Annotated in this window: 13 protein-coding genes; 4 read left to right on the forward strand and 9 right to left on the reverse strand. The window is 67.2% G+C overall.

Translation table 11 applies throughout. From position 1 onward, the window contains the following. Positions 1–136: 136 nt before the first annotated feature. On the reverse strand, positions 137–2,197 hold the full coding sequence (gene recG, locus QZ755_RS09825; RefSeq protein WP_294322349.1) for an ATP-dependent DNA helicase RecG: 2,061 nt from the start codon (positions 2,195–2,197) through the stop codon (positions 137–139). Positions 2,198–2,266: 69 nt separating this feature from the next. Here recG and QZ755_RS09830 point away from each other — a divergent pair, with 69 nt between their 5' ends. Next, positions 2,267–2,533: a succinate dehydrogenase assembly factor 2 gene (locus QZ755_RS09830; RefSeq protein WP_294322351.1), complete on the forward strand. Its 267-nt coding sequence runs from the start codon at positions 2,267–2,269 to the stop codon at positions 2,531–2,533. 112 nt (positions 2,534–2,645) lie between these two features. Further along, entirely contained in the window at positions 2,646–6,104 is a 3,459-nt protein-coding gene (gene mfd / locus QZ755_RS09835; protein WP_294322352.1) for a transcription-repair coupling factor, read from the forward strand. A 9-nt stretch (positions 6,105–6,113) separates the two neighbouring features. Here mfd and QZ755_RS09840 read toward each other — a convergent pair whose 3' ends face one another. The 7 genes from QZ755_RS09840 to QZ755_RS09870 form a co-directional block, all read right to left on the reverse strand. Further along, on the reverse strand, positions 6,114–7,526 hold the full coding sequence (locus QZ755_RS09840; RefSeq protein ID WP_294322354.1) for a serine hydrolase domain-containing protein: 1,413 nt from the start codon (positions 7,524–7,526) through the stop codon (positions 6,114–6,116). 148 nt (positions 7,527–7,674) lie between these two features. Next, positions 7,675–8,157: a hypothetical protein gene (locus QZ755_RS09845; RefSeq protein WP_294322355.1), complete on the reverse strand. Its 483-nt coding sequence runs from the start codon at positions 8,155–8,157 to the stop codon at positions 7,675–7,677. A gap of 254 nt (positions 8,158–8,411) precedes the next feature. Next, complete coding sequence (locus QZ755_RS09850; protein ID WP_294322356.1) at positions 8,412–9,815, reverse strand: porin; 1,404 nt, start codon at positions 9,813–9,815, stop codon at positions 8,412–8,414. A gap of 66 nt (positions 9,816–9,881) precedes the next feature. Next, complete coding sequence (lpdA, locus tag QZ755_RS09855; RefSeq protein ID WP_294322358.1) at positions 9,882–11,294, reverse strand: dihydrolipoyl dehydrogenase; 1,413 nt, start codon at positions 11,292–11,294, stop codon at positions 9,882–9,884. Between the two features lie 68 nt (positions 11,295–11,362). Continuing rightward, a complete protein-coding gene (locus QZ755_RS09860) occupies positions 11,363–11,755 on the reverse strand; it encodes an acyl-CoA thioesterase (RefSeq protein WP_294322360.1) in 393 nt (130 codons plus the stop codon). Beyond that, positions 11,745–11,963, reverse strand: coding sequence for a hypothetical protein (locus QZ755_RS09865; RefSeq protein ID WP_294322361.1), 219 nt, complete (start codon positions 11,961–11,963; stop codon positions 11,745–11,747). Before QZ755_RS09865 ends, QZ755_RS09860 begins: the two co-directional genes overlap by 11 nt. Further along, on the reverse strand, positions 11,964–13,265 hold the full coding sequence (locus QZ755_RS09870) for a pyruvate dehydrogenase complex dihydrolipoamide acetyltransferase (RefSeq protein ID WP_294322363.1): 1,302 nt from the start codon (positions 13,263–13,265) through the stop codon (positions 11,964–11,966). 128 nt (positions 13,266–13,393) lie between these two features. On the opposite strand from QZ755_RS09870, the gene QZ755_RS09875 reads away from it, so the two are divergent. Both QZ755_RS09875 and QZ755_RS09880 read left to right on the forward strand, forming a co-directional pair. Further along, positions 13,394–13,849, forward strand: a complete 456-nt coding sequence (locus QZ755_RS09875) for a universal stress protein (RefSeq protein ID WP_294322365.1) — start codon at positions 13,394–13,396, stop codon at positions 13,847–13,849. A 404-nt stretch (positions 13,850–14,253) separates the two neighbouring features. Then, positions 14,254–15,543 (forward strand): M20/M25/M40 family metallo-hydrolase, encoded by a 1,290-nt coding sequence (locus QZ755_RS09880; protein ID WP_294322367.1) that lies wholly within the window; start codon positions 14,254–14,256, stop codon positions 15,541–15,543. A gap of 3 nt (positions 15,544–15,546) precedes the next feature. On the opposite strand, the gene QZ755_RS09885 is transcribed toward QZ755_RS09880, so the two are convergent. Then, the gene (locus tag QZ755_RS09885) at positions 15,547–16,638 is read right to left on the reverse strand and encodes an RcnB family protein (RefSeq protein WP_294322368.1); all 1,092 of its coding nucleotides are present in this window, start codon (positions 16,636–16,638) and stop codon (positions 15,547–15,549) included. Positions 16,639–16,724 lie beyond the last annotated feature (86 nt).

Below are 16,724 nucleotides of genomic sequence, written 5' to 3' on the forward strand. Positions count from 1 at the left end.
CCTACGCCGGAATGACGGTTGGGTAACCGCGCTCACCACCCCCATTCGTACCCCCGCGTAGGCGGGGGTCCAGGGCAACGAAGCGCGCCGCCCGCGGCTCTGGATCCCCGCCTGCGCGGGGATACGGCCGACGAACTCACCCCGACCGCAACCGCCCAACCCCCGCATCCCGCTCGAACAGGTACAGCGCCACCCGCGCAGCCTGCCCCCGTGGCCCTTCCAGCCCGCCATCGCGATCCACCAGCAACCGCGCATCGGCATTGGCGACCGGCAGCAACTCGCCCAGCATCTCCGGCGTGGCGAGGCGAAACACCGCCTCCCCCGACTGCCGCGTGCCCAGCAATTCGCCACCCCCGCGCAGCCGCAAATCCTCCTCGGCGATGCGGAATCCGTCATTGCTCTCACGCATCAAGGCCAATCGCGCCCGCGACGTCTCCGACAGGCTGTTGCCCCGCAACAGCAGGCACACCGACTTGCCCCCGCCGCGCCCGACGCGCCCACGCAACTGGTGCAACTGCGCTAGGCCGAACCGGTCCGCCGCCTCGATCACGATCAGCGTGGCATTGGGCACGTCGACGCCCACCTCGATCACCGTCGTCGCCACCAGCACACCCGCGCGCGCGGCGGAGAACTCGGCCATCACCGCGTCCTTCTCCAGCGGCTTCATCCGCCCATGGACCAGCGCCACCTTGTCGCCGAACCGCTGCCTGAGCGCCTCCGCCCGTGCTTCGGCGGCGGCGAGGTCGGACTTTTCGCTCTCCTCGACCAGCGGGCACACCCAATAGGCCTGCTTCCCCGCCGACAGATGCCGGGCAAGGCCATCGACCACCGCGTCCAACTTGTCCTCGGACATGACCACCGTCTCGATCGGCTCGCGCCCCGGCGGCATTTCGTCCAGCCGGCTGACGTCCATCTCGCCATATTGGGCGAGGGTCAGCGTGCGCGGGATCGGCGTCGCGGTCATCACCAGCAGGTGCGGCGGCCGCGCCGCCTTCGCCTGCAACATCATCCGCTGCGCCACGCCGAAGCGATGCTGTTCGTCGACCACCACCAGTCCCAGGTCGCGATAGGTCACGCCCTCCTGAAAGATCGCGTGCGTGCCGACCAATATGTCGATCGACCCGTCGGCCAGCCCCATCAGCACGCCCTCGCGCACCCGCCCCTTGTCGCGCCCGGTCAGCGCGGCGACGGTCACGCCGGTCCCGGCCAGTTGCCGCTGCAACGTCGCGAAATGCTGCCGCGCCAGGATTTCGGTCGGCGCCAGCAGCGCCCCCTGCGCACCGCCTTCGACCGCGATCAGCAGCGCCATCAGCGCGACCAGCGTCTTGCCCGACCCGACATCGCCCTGGAGCAGCCGCAGCATCGGCTGGGTCTGCGCCATGTCGCCCTCGATCTCGCCGATCGTCCGCGACTGCGCACCCGTGGGCTTGTATGGCAGGTCCAGTTTGCTGCGCAGCCGCCCGTCCCCGGTCAGCGCCCGTCCTCTCCGCGCCCGCGCCTCGCCACGCACCAACAGCAGCGCCAACTGATTGGCGAACACCTCGTCATAGGCCAGCCGCTCCCGCGCCTTCGCATCCGCCGGATCGGCATGGACCCGCGCCAGCGCTTCCTTCCATGCCGGCCAGTCGTGCTTCGCCAGCAGGCTCGGCTCGATCCATTCGGGCAGGTCCGGCGCACGCTCGATCGCCTGCGCAGTCAACTGCCCGACCCGGCGCGAGGTCAGCCCTTCGGACAGCGGATAGATCGCCTCCCGCTCCGGCAGGCTGTCGGCCTCTTCGACCGGCAGGACATGGTCGGGATGGACCATCTGCAGCTCCTGCCCGTACAGCTCCAGCTTGCCCGACACGATCCGCGTCTCGCCGAGCGGAAACAGCTTCTTCACCCAGCCCGACGATCCGCCGAAATAGGTGAGACTCACGATATTGCCGTGCGCGTCCGCCGCCCGCACCCGCGTCGGCCCCCGCCCGGCGCTGACCCGGTAATCGGTCGCGACCAGCGGGATCGCGATCACCCGCCCCGCATCCTGCTCCATGAGCTCGGTCCGCTTCTGCCGGTCGACCCAGCCGGTCGGCAGGTGGAACGCGACATCGACCACGCGCGACAGCTTCAACCGCTCCAGCGGCTTGGCCAGCGCCGGGCCGACCCCCTTCAGCGAGGTGACTTCGGCAAACAGCGGGTTGAGGAGATCAGGACGCATGACTATCTCGCCCTAATCCCAACCGGCGTCCGCTTCCAGCGTCCGCCGGACCATCGGCATTGGAACATCATGGACCGCGAAACCCGGCTGAAGCGCCTGAAATTCCGTAGCTGGCATCGCGGCACCCGCGAAGCCGACCTGATGATCGGCGGCTATTTCGACGCGCATTCCGCCACCTGGAGCGACGCCGACATGGACTGGTTCGAGGGGTTTCTCGAGGAACAGGATGTCGACATCATGGCGTGGGCGATGGGCGTCCAGCCGCCGCCGGCGCAGTTCGACCACCCGGTCCTCCACGCGATGCGCGCGATGGATTTCGTGCCGGTTGCCAAGTAACTCCCTCTCCCCTTCAGGGGAGAGGGTCGGGGAGAGGGGAATGCCAAAGACGGCACCTGTCGCCCCCTCTCCCAACCCTCTCCCCCATGGGGCAGAGGGCTATAGGAACCCGATGCCCGACCTGTCCAAGATCCTGACCGCCCCCCGCTCGCTCACCCTCGCAGGGGTTCCGGCCGGCTTCCTCCCCGTCCTGCTCGCCGACCTCGCCCGCGGCGCTAAGGGCGATCTGATCTACATCGCCCCCGACGAAGCGGCGATGCGCGCCATCGCGACCACCGCGCCGTTCTTCGCCCCCGACCTCTCGGTGCTGCAATTCCCCGCGTGGGACTGCCTCCCCTACGACCGCGCCAGCCCGACACTGCGCTCGATGGCCGAACGCCTGTCCGCGCTCCACACGCTTCAGACGACGGCGAAAGGCCCGCGCCTGATCGTCACCACCGTCAACGCCGCGACCCAGCGCACGCTGACCCCGTTCCGCATCCGTCAGTTGGTCGCGCGCCTCGCGCCCGGCGAGCGCATCTCGCTCCCCCGCCTCTCCGCCCTGTTGCAAGCCAACGGCTATAACCGCGTCGATACCGTCCATGACGCGGGTGAGTTCGCGGTGCGCGGCGGCCTGGTCGACCTGTGGCCGTCAGGCTCCGATGTCGGCCTGCGCCTCGACTTTTTCGGCGACGAGATCGAAACCGTCCGCACCTTCAGCCCCGAGGACCAGCGCACCACCGGCCGCGTCGACGGCTTCACTCTCCTTCCCGCCTCCGAAGCACTGCTCGACGAAGACTCGATCAAGCGCTTCCGCACCCGCTATCGCGAGAAAATCGGCGCGACCGCGACCGGCGACCCGATCTATCAGGCGATCAGCGACGGCCGCCGCCTGTCGGGCATGGAACATTGGCTGCCCTTTTTCGAAGAACGCCTCGAAACCTTTTTCGACCACCTCTCGCCAGAAGCCGTCATCGTCCGCGACGCGGGCGTCCCAGCCGCTGCCGAGCAGCGCTTCGAATCGATCACCGACTATCACACCAACCGCGTCCGCGCGCAGACCAGCGATCCGGGCAGCTACCGCCCGCTGCTGCCCGCCGCGCTCTATCTGTCGGCCGATGAATGGGCCGACCGCCTGTCGGACACCGCCGCGCATCAGGTCACACCCTTCCACGCGCCCGACAGCGCCACCTCGATCGATTTCGAGGTCGACGGCCCGCGCGACTTCACCCCCGAACGTACGCAACAGGCAAACATCTACGAAGCCGTCGTCGATCACATCGCCGGCCTTCGCAAGCAAGGCCGCAAGCCGATCCTCGCCAGCTATTCGGAGGGTGCGCGCGAGCGGCTGATGGGCCTGCTCGCCGATCACGACCTGACCGGCGTGTCGACCGTCGAGACTTGGCAGCAGGCGCTGGGCGGCGCGAAGTCGACCGTCTCCTTCGTCGTCCTGCCCCTCGACCACGGCTTCACCGCCGCCGATGTCGCGGTGCTGACCGAACAGGACATGCTCGGCGACCGACTCGTCCGCCGGGCCAGGCGCCGCAAGAATACCGACGCCTTCCTGCAGGAACTCGCCACCCTTTCCCCCGGCGACCTCGTCGTCCATGCCGACCACGGCATCGGCCGCTATGTCGGGCTGACCCAGGTGCCGGTGGCCAAGGCCCCGCACGACTGCGTCCAGCTCGAATATGCCGGCGGCGACAAGCTCTACGTGCCGGTCGAAAACCTCGAAGTCCTCAGCCGCTACGGCGCGGGGGAGGAAGGGGCATCGCTCGACCGTCTGGGCGGGGAGGCATGGCAGCGACGCAAGGCGCGGATGAAGGATCGCATCCGCGAAATCGCGGGTGACCTGATCGCTACCGCCGCCAAGCGCGCCATGCGCCCCGCCGACATCGCCGAACCCGACAGCGGCGGCTATCCCGCCTTCGTCGACCGTTTCCCCTATCAGGAAACCGACGACCAGGAACGCGCCATCGCCGACGTGCTGGAGGATCTGGGCGCGGGCAAGCCGATGGACCGCCTCGTCGTCGGCGACGTGGGCTTCGGCAAGACCGAGGTCGCGCTCCGCGCCGCCTTCGTCGCGGCGATGGCCGGAATGCAGGTCGCCATCGTCTGCCCGACGACGCTCCTCGCCCGCCAGCACTACAACAATTTCAAGGCCCGCTTCGAAGGCTTCCCGATCGAGGTCGGCCGCCTCTCCCGCCTCGTCACCGCAACCGAGGCGAAGAAGGTCCGCGACGGCCTGACCGACGGGACGATCGACGTGGTCGTCGGCACCCACGCCGTCCTCTCCAAACAGGTCGATTTCAAACGCCTGGGGCTGGTCATCGTCGACGAGGAACAGCGCTTCGGCGTGACCCACAAGGAACGGCTGAAGGCGATGAAGGCCGACGTCCACGTCCTGACGCTCACCGCCACCCCGATCCCGCGCACGCTGCAGATGGCGATGTCGGGCCTGCGGGAGCTGTCGGTGATCCAGACCCCGCCGGTCGATCGCCTGGCGGTCCGCACCTACATCATGCCATGGGACCCGGTGGTGCTGCGCGAGGCGCTCCTGCGTGAACATTATCGCGGCGGCCAGGCCTATTTCGTTACGCCGCGCATCGCCGACCTTCCCGACATCGAGAAATTCCTGACCGAGGAGGTTCCCGAAATCCGCTACGTCGTCGCGCACGGGCAAATGGCGCCGAGCGAGGTCGAGGAACGCATGTCGGCCTTCTACGACAAGCGCTACGACCTGCTGGTGTCGACCACCATCGTCGAATCCGGCCTCGACATCCCGTCCGCCAACACCCTCATCATCAACCGCGCCGACAAGTTCGGCTTAGCGCAACTCTACCAGCTGCGCGGGCGCGTCGGCCGGTCGAAGACCCGCGCCTATGCCTATATGACCACGCCCCCCGAACGCTTGGTCAGCGAGGCGGCGGAAAAGCGGCTGAAGGTCATCTCCGACCTCGAATCGCTGGGCGCAGGCTTCCAGCTCGCCAGCCACGACCTCGACCAGCGCGGCGCCGGCAACCTGCTCGGCGACGAGCAGTCCGGCCATATCAAGGAAGTCGGCTTCGAACTCTACCAGTCGATGCTGGAGGAGGCGATCCTCGACGCCAAGGCCGGTGGCCTGCGCGACGACAAGCCCAAGGACTTCTCGCCCGCGATCACCGTCGACGCGCCAATCCTGATCCCGGAGGATTACGTCCCCGACCTCGACCTGCGCATGGGTCTCTACCGCCGCCTGAACGATGTCGAGGATCGCGCCGGCATTGACGCCTTCGCCACCGAACTGATCGACCGCTTCGGCAAGCTGCCGCTCGCCACCGCCAACCTGCTGCAACTGATCGAGGCCAAGCTGAACGCGAAAAAGGCGTGCATCGCCAAGATCGATGTCGGCGCCAAAGGCGCGATCGTCAGCTTCCACGAGGACAAATTCCCCAGCGTCGAAGGGCTGCTCGCCTATGTCGACAAGCTCAACGGCACCGCAAAGCTGCGCCCCGACATGCGCCTGGTCATCAGCCGCAGCTTCGGCGACCCACAGACACGGCTTAACGCCGCGCTGCAAATCTCGCGCGGGCTGGCGAAGGCGGCGGGGTAGTGCCGCCGGTCAGTGCGTCGCCGGCGCTTCCCTCGCAAAGGGCACGTCGAACGGCCCGGTGACGATCCGCCCGGCAACATCTGATGCTGCGCGGTCGATCCGCAGCACGAGATCGTTCGACAGGATGAAATAGGTGTCGGACGACATGGCGTAGAGCGGCTCGCTGACCCCTTCCTTCATCGACAAGGCCAGCCCCGCACCCTGCCGCAGGATCGAAAACGATCCCAGCTGCGGAATGGCGTAATTGCCGACCATGCGTGCAGCGGTGGCTTCGGGGATCGGCAGGCTGCGACGCACGACGCTGCGATAGCTTGGCCAGTCATAGGCAGCGGCGACGCTGCGCGTGATCTCCATTGCCAGTTCGTTGCCTTGTGCGCCGTTGGTCATCACCGCGACCCCGTCGCCCGATCGGCTAAAGGCAACCAGGAAATTCTCATATCCCTCGTTACTGCCACCATGCGAAAAGGCGCGGTTATCGGGTGCACCATGCACTTCGAGGCCGAGGCCATAATCGCCCTTGCCCGGTGTCAACATCGCGATTGCCAGCTTCTGCGCAAGCAACCCGCCCGGCCGCCGCACGCTGTCACGCACCGCGATGGCATAGCGCAGCAGGTCGCTGGGCGTGCTCCACATTCCGGCGGCGGCCAGTTCGGGATAACGATGCGGCCCGCCATCGACCGGCTTGCCCAGTCCGTCATGCGGCCACGCCGCCGTCGCCAGCGCTGCGGCATCGATCGGCTGGGCAAAGCGGCTGTGCGTCATCCCCGCCGGGCGTAACACCTCGTCCTGCAACACCGTGGCAAAGGGTTTGCCGGTGACATCCCCGATCAGCTTTTGAATAACCGTATAGCCGCCCCCGGAATAGCGCCACATCGTCCCCGGCGGAGTGTCCACCACGACCGGCTTTGTATTGGCGGGCGCGCGTCCGGCCAGCACGTCGTCGACGCTCGGCATCGCCGCCCCGGCGGCATAGCCCGGAAAGCCATGCACCGTCGTTCCCGCAGTGTGCGACAATAGCGCGCGCAGCGTCACCTGCACGCCCGGCGGCGTCGGCAGCTTCCATCCCTTCAACCGCGCGTTCACGTCGCCGTCCAGCGTCAACCGATGCTGGTCGACCAGCCGCAGCGCTGCCAGCGCCGTCACCGGTTTGCTGATCGATCCCGCTTGGAACAAGGTGTCGGGTGTCACCGCGCGGCCGTCGGCACGGGTGACTCCATATCCCTTGGCCCATACGATCCGTCCGTCGTGCAGCACTGCTACGCTGACCCCCGGTACCTTCAACCGCTGCATTTCTGCAGCGATCGTCCGGCGCGGCACGGGCGCATCAGCCAGCACGACAGCCGGCACCAGCCCCTGTTCGACTGCGACGATCTTTGTCGCCTCGCCCTTCTCCGGCCGGGCGGTCACGGGCGTCGACAGCAACACGGCAAAGCAGTTTAGGGCAATCGATCGGCGCATCATGTTCATCTTCGGTTCGGGTCGGGTATCGCGGCCTTAAAGCGTCACTGTCTCCGCCGGCAAGCCTGCGCCGACGCCTTACCGATCGCCTACGACCCGGACGATCGCTGCATTATCTGACCGACCACGTCACCGATACGATCCGCCAGCCGTCATTGCTGCGGACGAGCAGCCAATGCTCCATCCCCGCATTCACCTCGACGCCGTCCATCCTGAACGAATAGTCGAACGACATCGCGGCGGAATCGCCGTCGCGGTTGATCCGGATGTTGCGGAAATCCTCTTGCGAATGGCCCTTGCGCGACACGATGCTGTCGATGAACGCGGTCGGACTGTTGCCCGGATCGAACGCCGCCTTGATGCCCTTGCTCGTCGGGTCCTTCGCCACCGCCCGATCGCTCATGACCTCCTGCCAATTGGTCGCCTCGGGCCGCAGGAACAACGACAGGAACGCCGCCTTGTCGCGATGCTCGATCGCGTGCTGGAACCTGGCCGCCAGCGCGCGGATGTCGCGGTCGCCGGTGTCCGTGGCCCTGGCCGGCGCCGGGCTGCCCGCGGCCACCATCGCTGCGATCATCACCGGCGTCATCGACATTTCCCCTGCTGCGGACCGATCACGCCGGAAGGTGCGAGTCGCTGCCCTGTCGAGGACCGGAGATAGACCGACCGCAACCCGCCTCGCCAGCGCGCGGTGCAACCGACGCGCACTTTCCTACACGTCGCCCCGCTGCCATCCTGCACACCGGCCACCATCCCGCCACGCCCTTTGACACCGCCGCTCCCCACGTCGCGCAATCAGCGCACGAGTGTGAACTTAGTGAACTTTGACCACCGCCCGGCGAAAAAGTCTTAATAATTCAACTGCAACTGGGTTCGGATCAGATCGCCCTCGGCTCGCCCCAACCGCCGCTCGTCCGCCTCGGCTCGCTCCATCCGGGCATAGGCGAGCGTCAGCTCCAGCGCGGGGACCGGCTGGAACTCGATGCCCAGCTCGACCTCGTCGGTTTCCAGCCGGGGCGCATTGACCGCCGCCTTCCACCCGCCGCGATAGGTCTGCCACCGGGCATAGGGCATGAACAGTCCCACCGGCGACGCCTTCACCCGCGCCATCGCCTGTACATAGCCGCCGTGCAGCGGCTTGGTCGTGATCGCGCGCAGCATCCGGTCATATTCCGGCCCGCGACCCCAATTCCATTCCGCCTGGAAGCCGATCGGCGCGGGGTACAGGATGGCGTGCAGCCCAACCCGTTCGTCGGCAAAGGCGACCGGACTGACGCCGCCGGTGCGTACCTCGGGCTGGATGCGGTTGGTATAGGCGCTGCCGCCGATCTCCAGCACGTGCCCGCCGCCGATCTCGAACGGCCAGGTCGCCAGTGCGACCGCCATCACCGCGTCGTTCGTTTCCTCGCGGTTCACGCCCTGCCCGTTATAGATGCCCAGACCGAACGCGCCGTAATTACCGAACAGCTTCTGCCCATCCTTGGTCAGCCGTTCCCAGATGTCGTCGACATAGGCCGGCGTGTAATAGGCGACGACACCGATGTCGCGTTCGCTCGGCACGCCGCTGTTGATCGCATCACTGCGGTCGAGCGTCAGCCGGTTCGACGACGACTGCATATTTTCCCACCCGAACGGCACCTTCGATTGGCCGAAACGCAACCGGAACCGCTTGTCCGGGTCGAGGAACGCGTCGAAATAGGCGTCGCGCAGTTGCAGGAACCCTTCGCGCCGCTCGCCGACCGACTGGTTGCTGACCGCCGTCGCGAAATCGGGCTGGAGGTAGAAGGACACCCGGTCGCCCAGATCGCCCTGCAGCACCAGCCGGATGCGGCGAAAGGTAAAGCCGGTATCGTCGCCGATGCCGCTGTCATGCACCGACCGCAATCGGGCAACGCCATCGGGCGCGGTCCGATCACCCGACACGATCTCGTTCAGCCGCAGCTGGGTATAGCCGCGCAGCCGGATGCGATCATACCATTTCTCGCGCCGGGCCGGTGCGGGGGCGGTCGCGGAGGCAAGCTGGGTGCCCGCCTCGGGCACTGTCTGCGGAGCGACAGCAACCTGCGGCGCGGGCGCGACGGGCGCCACCGGCCCACCAGCGGCGGTGGCGGTCGCGGCCTGCGCTGCCTTCATCTCGGCGATGGCCGCCTTCAGCTCGTCGATCTGACGTTGCAGCTCCTGCACCGTCTGCGCGGCGGCGGGTGGTGCGACCAGAAACGATGTGGCGACGATCGCCGGAAAGAGCTGCTGCATGGACCCGCGCCATGCCGGTCGGGCACGGCACGGGTCAAGCGAAGTTTGTGACGGTTCAGTTACGACTCAGATGTGGATCGCGCGGCCGTAAGCGGCCAGCACCGATTCATGCATCGATTCCGAAATGGTCGGGTGCGCGAACACCGTCTGGGTCAGTTCGGTCTCGGTCGTCTCCAGCTGGCGGGCGACGACATAGCCCTGGATCATCTCGGTCACTTCCGCGCCGACCATGTGCGCGCCCAAAAGCTCGCCGGTCTTGGCGTCGAACACCGTCTTTACGAAGCCTTCGGCCTCGCCCAGCGCGATCGCCTTGCCGTTGCCGATGAACGGGAACTTGCCGACCTTGACGCTGTAGCCCGCTTCCTTGGCCTTCGCCTCGGTAAAGCCGACGCTGGCGACCTGCGGCCGGGCATAGGTGCAGCCTGGAATGTTGTTCTTGTCCATCGCGTGCGGATGGACGTCCTTGTTGCCCAGCGCCTTGGCGATGGCTTCGGCGGCGATCACGCCCTCATGGCTCGCCTTGTGCGCCAGCCACGGCGCGCCGGTCACGTCGCCGATCGCCCAGATGCCGTCGACATTAGTTTTGCCGTAACCGTCGGTCTTGATGTGGCCGCGCTCGGCCTCGATCTTCAGCGCTTCCAGCCCGATATTCTCGGTGTTCGGCACGATGCCGATCGCGACGATCGCATGGCTGAACTCGGTCGTCTCGACCTTGCCGTCCGGCCCCTTGATCGCGGCCTTCACGCCCGCCGGGCCGGCTTCCAGCTTTTCGAGGCCCGACTTGGTCTTGATCGTCATGCCCTGCTTGGTCAGCGCCTTGTGCATGAACTCGCTGACTTCGGCGTCCTCGACCGGCATGATCCGGTCGAGCATCTCGACGATCGTCACGTCGGCGCCCATGTCGTTGTAGAAGCTGGCGAACTCGACCCCGATCGCGCCCGACCCGATGACCAGCAGCTTGGTCGGCATTTCGGGCGGCACCATCGCGTGGCGATACGTCCAGATCTTGGCACCATCGGCCTTCGCGAACGGCAGGTCGCGGGCGCGCGCGCCGGTCGCGATGATGATGTGCTTGGCTTCCAGCTCGGTGGTCTTGTCGCCCTGCTTGACGCTCAGCTTGCCCTTGGCCGTGATCGTGCCGACGCCCTCATGGACGGCGACCTTGTTCTTCTTCATCAGGCCCTTGATGCCGGCGTTCAGCTGGCCCGCGACCTTGCGGCTGCGATCGACCACCTTCGCCAGGTCGAAGGACGGCTTCTCGTTCGACAGGCCGTATTGCGCGGCGTGCATCATGTAATGATAGATTTCGGCGGAGCGCAGCAGCGCCTTGGTCGCGATACAGCCCCAGTTGAGGCAGATGCCGCCCAGCCGTTCGCGCTCGACGATCGCGACCTTCAGGCCGAGCTGGCTCGCCCGGATCGCCGCGACATAGCCGCCGGGGCCCGAACCAAGCACGATGAGGTCGTAGGATTCAGCCATCACTTTACCTTTTCGCTCGTTGCTGCCCGGTCGAGCAGCCGAAATAATTGCCGCACGATCGCCGTGCCTCAGCCCTCGATCGGTCGCGGGCGGCGATGTTCGTCGATTGCCACGAATACGAAGCGTGCCTGGGTCACGCGGTCGACCGCCTCACCGAACCGGTCGCGGCGCCACGCCTCGACCTCGATCGTCATCGACGTGCGGCCAACCTTCACGATGTCGGTATAGACCGACACTTCGTCCCCGACCGCAACCGGCGCGTGGAACTGCATCGCATCGACCGCGATCGTCACTGCCCGCCCCTTGGCATGACGGGCTGCAACCAGTCCAGCAGCCATGTCCATCTGCGACATGATCCATCCGCCGAAGATGTCGCCGTACGGGTTGGTGTCGGCCGGCATCGCGGTGACGCGGAGGGCGGGCTGGCCCGGCGGCGGGGCGATGGCATCCTCAACGATCATGCGATATCCCCTTCGCGCGTTCCTCGGCCATGGCGCGCTGCACCTGCCGGACGCCCAGCACCAGCACGACGACCATCGCTACCCATGTTACCGTCCAGATGTCGCGCCGTCCCAGCGGATACGACCATGCCGAAAGCGAACCGATCGCCCATGCCGCTGCCACCCCGGCAACGACATGCACGATTTCGGTCAGCAACCGGGCGCGCATTTACGCGATCAGGCCGAGCGGCGACTCCACCAGCGCCTTGAACAGCTTCAGCATTTCCGCCCCGTCCGCACCGTCGATGGCGCGGTGGTCAAAGCTGCCGGTCGCCGTCATCACGGTCGCCACGCCCAGCGCGTCGTCGACGATGTACGGGCGCTTTTCACCGGCACCGACCGCCAGGATCATGCCCTGCGGCGGGTTGATGACCGCTTCGAACTGCTTGATGCCGAACATGCCCATGTTGGAGAGCGATGCCGTGCCGCCCTGATATTCCTCGGGCTTCAGCTTGTTCTCCTTGGCGCGGCCGGCCAGGTCCTTCATCTCGCTGCTGATCTTTGCCACGCCCTTGTTGGCGGCGTCGCGGATGATCGGGGTGATGAGGCCGGTCGGCGTCGACACCGCCACCGACACGTCGGCGCGGCTGTACTGCACCATTTCGTTGCCGAGGAAGGTGACGTTGCACTTCGGGCTGTTTTCCAGCGCGACGCCCAGCGCCTTGATGAGCAGGTCGTTGACCGACAGCTTCACGCCGCGCGCGTCGAGCGACTTGTTCAGGTCGCCACGCAGCTTCAGCAGCGCATCCAGACGGATATCAACCGTCAGGTAGATGTGCGGCACCTGCTGCTTCGATTCGGTCAGGCGACGCGCGATCGTCTTGCGGATGTTCGACAGCTTTTCGACCGTATGCGGGATCGAATCGTCGAACCACACCGCGGCGGCCTTGGGCGCTTCCGCCGCCGGGGCCGGTGCAGCCGCGGTGGGTGCCGGAGCAGCCGCCTCGGCCTTGGGCGCGCTGGCCTGGCCCGGCTTGGCGCTTTCGACGTCCGCCTTCACGATGCGGCCGTTCGGGCCGCTGCCGGTGACGCCCGACAGGTCGAGACCCTTGTCGGCGGCGATGCGGCGCGCGAGCGGGCTGGCCTTCACGCGGCTGCCGTCGTTAGCGGCGGGAGCGGCCGGTGCCGGCTTCGCTTCGGGGGCAGGCGCAGCGGCTTCGGCTTTCGGAGCCGCTTCCTTCGGGGCATCGGCCTTGGCGGACACGCTGCCGATCGCCGACGCGTCATCGCCCTCTTCGAGCAGGATCGCGATGACCGCACCGACCTTCACATTGTCGGTGCCCTCGGCGACCAGCACCTTGCCGATCGTGCCCTCGTCAACGGCTTCGAATTCCATCGTCGCCTTGTCGGTTTCGATTTCCGCCATGATGTCGCCGGACTTGACGGTATCACCTTCCTTCACCAGCCATTTGGCCAGCGTCCCCTCTTCCATCGTGGGGGACAGGGCGGGCATCTTGATCTCGATCGGCATGGGGCAGAATGGTCCTCTCAGGCTCGTCGCGCCTCTTCGCTGTCGGACGGCTCCCGGTCAAGCCCCGGCACGATCTTGCGTGACCGGCACGAACCGGCGCATGAACCGTAGCGTCAGGGGAAGATGCGATGCGGACATATCTGGTGGTCGTCGACGAAAGTCCGGAAAGCGCGGTCGCCCTGCGCTTCGCCGCGCGCCGTGCGGTAAAGACCAATGGCGGGGTCGAGGTGCTGGCCCTGGTCGAACCACAGGAATTCGCGCCATGGGGCGGCGTGCAGGCGACGATCGAGGAAGAAGCGAAGGAGCGCGCCGAGGCGCTGGTACAGGCAGCGGCGGGCACGCTGATCGCCGAATCGGGGCTGCAACCACATCTGACGGTCAAGATCGGGGACGGCCCGCGAATCGTGCGCGAGATGATCGCCGCCAATCCGGACATCGCCGCGCTGGTGCTGGGTGCCGCCGCCGCCGGATCGCCGGGGCCGCTCGTCACCCATTTCGCCGGGACCGATGCCGGCGCCCTGCCCGTACCGCTCATGATCATTCCCGGCAGCCTCGACCGCGCCGGCATCGACCGGCTGAGCTGAGTCGCGCAGTCAGCCGCCGTTCAGCCGGACAGTCGCACAGGGATTTTGGGAAGTACCGGGCGGGGGAGAGCAGCGGTTCGCGCTCGATCCCCCGCGGGCTGCTGCTGTTCGCCGGGTGTCCGGCACATCCTCTCTTATAATTCAGCGCAGCGCTGGTGGAGGTCCGTTAGCGCGCTCCGGGCACAAAAAAAAGGGCCGGCGAACCGACCCTTGAAAAGTTTTAGGAGAGGATGCCTGAAAGGCACAGTCGTTGTGCATCGCAACCGATCCGTTAGCAATTGCAAAAAACGAAACCAAACATTCGATTTATGCATCAAACCCACCCATCGGGTAGGTTTTACCCGGCGATGGGTATCGCATGAAACCGGTTGAGTGGATCGGCGGAACGCGGCATCCTTCCGAAAATGCGCATGATTTTGCTCCTGCCCACCCTGATCCTCTCCACCGCCGCCGGTGCGCGTGACACCCCCCGCCCCGACCGGCTGCGGGCCGATGTCGCGACGCTGGTGGGGTTCGGCACGCGCCACACCGCCTCCGATCCCGGCCACCCGACCCGCGGGATCGGCGCGGCGCGGCGCTGGTTCGCGAACGAGCTGACCCGAATCGGCACGAGCTGCGGTAACTGCATCACCGTCGCCAATATCGCGCGCGGCTTTACCGGCCCGCGCGCGCCGGCCGGGGTCAATGTGGTCGATGTACTGGGATTCCAGCAGGGCCGCGATCCGAAGCGGGTCGTCATCGTGATGGGCCATATCGACAGCCGGGTCAGCGACGTGATGGACGCAAGGAGCGACGCGCCGGGCGCAAACGACGATGCGTCGGGCGTCGCGCTGGTGCTGGAAACCGCGCGCATCCTGTCGAAGGAGAAGTTCGACGCGACCATCGTCTATGCCGCGCTGTCGGGTGAGGAACAGGGGCTGTGGGGGGCGCAGCTGCTTGCCGACACCGCGAAAGAGCGCGGCTGGGTCGTCACCGCCGTCCTCAACAACGACATCGTCGGCAACACCGTCGGACAGGACGGCCGCAAGGTCGCCGACCGGGTCCGCGTCTTTTCCGAAGGCATCCGTGCCTCCGAATCGCTGGAGCAGCAGATTGCCCGCCGGGCCGCGGGGGGCGAGGATGACGGCCCGTCGCGCGCGCTTGCCAAGACGGTCGATGCGGTCGCGACCGGCATTCCCGGCGGGCTGGACGTGTTCCTCGACCGGCGGCCCGACCGGTTCGGGCGCGGCGGCGACCACGAACCGTTCCTGAAACTCGGCTATCCCGCGATCCGCTTTTCGGTCGGGGTCGAGAATTATGACGCCCAGCACCAGAATCTGCGCAGCGAAGGCAAGCGGGTCTATGGCGACACGATCGACCGGATGGATTTCCCGTATCTGGCCAAGGTGACCGCGATCAACGCCGCGACCATCGCCCGACTTGCCGCCGCCCCCGCAGCACCGGCGGGCGTTTCGATCGAAGGCGCGCTGGCGACTGACACTATGGTGCGCTGGCAGCCGGTGACGAATGCGACGGGCTATCGCATCCGCTGGCGGCGCAACGATGCACAGGACTGGACGAACAGCCGCGACGTGACGGGGGCGGAAGCAGTGCTGAAGGGCGTGATCGTCGACGACCATTTCGTCGCCGTCTCCGCCCTGTCGGCTTCGGGCGCGGAGAGCGTACCGACCTTCGCCGGCCGCGCCCCGCGCTGATCGTCACCGCCGCAGCAGCTTCGAACGATGTAGCCGCCGCGGGGCGCGGCGGTGCGTTTCATAGGTGACGACCTCCTCGGTGGTGGTCGTCGTCACCGGCGCATTCTGGACCGTGACCGTCGTCACGGTGCGCGGCGGGTAATAATAGCCATTGGCGATATAGCCGCCCGGCCCCTCGGTCGTGGTGGTCGTGGTATAGCTGCGCGCGACCGGCGGCGCGCCGACATGCCGTTCGACATAGCCGCCGCGCGGATACGGGCGCGGGCCGATCGGTTGCACCTGTTCCCGCATCGGGCCGAACACGACGCCGGGTGCCTCGGCATAATAGCCGTCGTCGGGTGCGACCGGCACGTCCTGACCCGGCAGCGGATAGTCGGCGCCATAGCCCTGCCGCACCGGCGGCGGCGGCGGCGGCGGTGGTGGCGGCGGCGGTGCGCGGCGATCCTCGGCACGGTCGATCGCGGTTCCGGCCAGCGCCCCGACCCCCGCCCCGATCAGCGTCCCGCCCAGCCGGTTGCCCCGTCCGGCGATCACATTGCCCGCGACGCCGCCCGCGACCCCGCCGCCAACCCCATCGTCGTGCCGCGCGACCGGCGGCGGGGGCGGTGGCGGCGGAAGCCGGTCGTCTTCGGCAAAATACCGGTCATAGGCGCGATCGTCGCGGACATAGCGGCCATTGTCGCGCGCATCCCAATCGATGCCGCTACGGGTATCGAACACCCGCCCGTCGCGGTCGGCCAGCACCGCATCGTCATAATAACGATACCAGCCATAGCCCGGCTGCGGCCGGCTCAATCCATAGGCGGGCCAATCCTGAATGAAGAAGCTGGGCGCGACCCAGTAGCGCGGCATGACCCAGCCGCGCACCGGCATCCGGTAAGCCGCCCAGCCGCCCGGCGCATAATAGCCGCCATACCAGCGCCCGCGCACCTTCCCGCCCCAGCGCGGGCCGGGCAGGTTCACCCGCGGCTGTCCCGGATACAGCGCTGGCCGCCCCGGACGCGCTTCCGGGGACTGGCCGACGCGCGGCTGCGCCTGGGCAACGCCGCCAGAGGCAAGGATCGCCGCGATGGCGGCAAGGGTCGGCGTTCGCATCGTCGGGTCGGCTCCCTGCTACGCGGTTCGGGTCCGCGCGAATATGGTTGCCCAAAGCTTACCACGCACCCCGGTTCCCGGCCAAT

This window comes from uncultured Sphingomonas sp. (assembly GCF_913776855.1).
Lineage (GTDB): Bacteria > Pseudomonadota > Alphaproteobacteria > Sphingomonadales > Sphingomonadaceae > Sphingomonas.

Excerpts from the sequence above, each read along its gene's own strand:
- recG (WP_294322349.1), bottom strand. The coding sequence starts at position 2,197 with ATGCGTCCTGATCTCCTCAACCCGCTGTTTGCCGAAGTCACCTCGCTG.
- QZ755_RS09830 (WP_294322351.1), top strand. The coding sequence starts at position 2,267 with ATGGACCGCGAAACCCGGCTGAAGCGCCTGAAATTCCGTAGCTGGCAT.
- mfd (WP_294322352.1), top strand. The coding sequence starts at position 2,646 with ATGCCCGACCTGTCCAAGATCCTGACCGCCCCCCGCTCGCTCACCCTC.
- QZ755_RS09845 (WP_294322355.1), bottom strand. The coding sequence starts at position 8,157 with ATGTCGATGACGCCGGTGATGATCGCAGCGATGGTGGCCGCGGGCAGC.
- QZ755_RS09850 (WP_294322356.1), bottom strand. The coding sequence starts at position 9,815 with ATGCAGCAGCTCTTTCCGGCGATCGTCGCCACATCGTTTCTGGTCGCA.
- lpdA (WP_294322358.1), bottom strand. The coding sequence starts at position 11,294 with ATGGCTGAATCCTACGACCTCATCGTGCTTGGTTCGGGCCCCGGCGGC.
- QZ755_RS09860 (WP_294322360.1), bottom strand. The coding sequence starts at position 11,755 with ATGATCGTTGAGGATGCCATCGCCCCGCCGCCGGGCCAGCCCGCCCTC.
- QZ755_RS09865 (WP_294322361.1), bottom strand. The coding sequence starts at position 11,963 with ATGCGCGCCCGGTTGCTGACCGAAATCGTGCATGTCGTTGCCGGGGTG.
- QZ755_RS09870 (WP_294322363.1), bottom strand. The coding sequence starts at position 13,265 with ATGCCGATCGAGATCAAGATGCCCGCCCTGTCCCCCACGATGGAAGAG.
- QZ755_RS09875 (WP_294322365.1), top strand. The coding sequence starts at position 13,394 with ATGCGGACATATCTGGTGGTCGTCGACGAAAGTCCGGAAAGCGCGGTC.
- QZ755_RS09880 (WP_294322367.1), top strand. The coding sequence starts at position 14,254 with ATGCGCATGATTTTGCTCCTGCCCACCCTGATCCTCTCCACCGCCGCC.
- QZ755_RS09885 (WP_294322368.1), bottom strand. The coding sequence starts at position 16,638 with ATGCGAACGCCGACCCTTGCCGCCATCGCGGCGATCCTTGCCTCTGGC.